We start from the raw sequence: 686 nt of genomic DNA on the forward strand, positions 1-686 counted from the left end.
GAATAATGCACCATCAGGGCACCCAGCTTCGCCGACTCTTCCGCCAGCACCGCCACCCCTTTGTCGTTCAGCAGGTCGGAGAGCTCCCGCTCGCTTTCTGCCTTGTCCACTGCCGTGTGCGCGGCGGCATTCACCACAACGTCGGGGCGGACGGTACGCACGGTCTGCGCGATGCCTTCCAGATTCGTCAGGTCGCCGCACAGCTCTTTGTCAAAATAGTCCACCGCGATCACGTCGCCGAGGGTGGACAGTGAACGCTGCAGCTCCCAGCCCACCTGGCCATTCTTGCCAATCAGTAAAATCTTCATTCTCTGTATCCTGTGGTTGACGGAGAGGGCATTAACGCTCGTTCAGCAGGCGCTTCAGATAAGCACCGTACTCGGTTTTCTTCAGGCGTTCCGCCTGAGCCGCCACACCTTCCGCCGACAGCCACTGATTGCGGTAACCAATCTCTTCCAGGCAGGCTACCTTCATCCCCTGGCGCTTCTCAATGGTGTGAATAAACTGTGATGCGTCCATCAGGCTGTCGTGGGTGCCCGTGTCCAGCCAGGCAAAACCGCGCCCCAGCAGCTCAACATGCAGATCACCTTGCTCCAGATACATCTGATTCAGGGTGGTGATCTCCAGCTCACCGCGCTCAGAAGGCTTCACGTCCTTCGCCATCTCCACCACGTTGTTGTCGTAGA

At 58.5% G+C, this 686-nt stretch carries 2 protein-coding genes; both read right to left on the minus strand.

Annotation, left to right across the window (positions count from 1 at the left end; all coding sequences use genetic code 11):
* Positions 1-308, minus strand: a 308-nt coding sequence (locus RTW80_RS26645) for a sugar nucleotide-binding protein (protein ID WP_312721092.1), incomplete at its 3' end; no start/stop codon positions are given.
* Positions 309-339: 31 nt separating this feature from the next.
* On the minus strand, positions 340-686 hold a 347-nt coding region (locus tag RTW80_RS26650; RefSeq protein WP_312721093.1), incomplete at its 5' end, for a sugar phosphate nucleotidyltransferase.

The sequence above is a fragment of the Escherichia sp. AM3 genome, from assembly GCF_032029835.1.
Taxonomy (GTDB): Bacteria; Pseudomonadota; Gammaproteobacteria; order Enterobacterales; family Enterobacteriaceae; genus Escherichia; species Escherichia coli.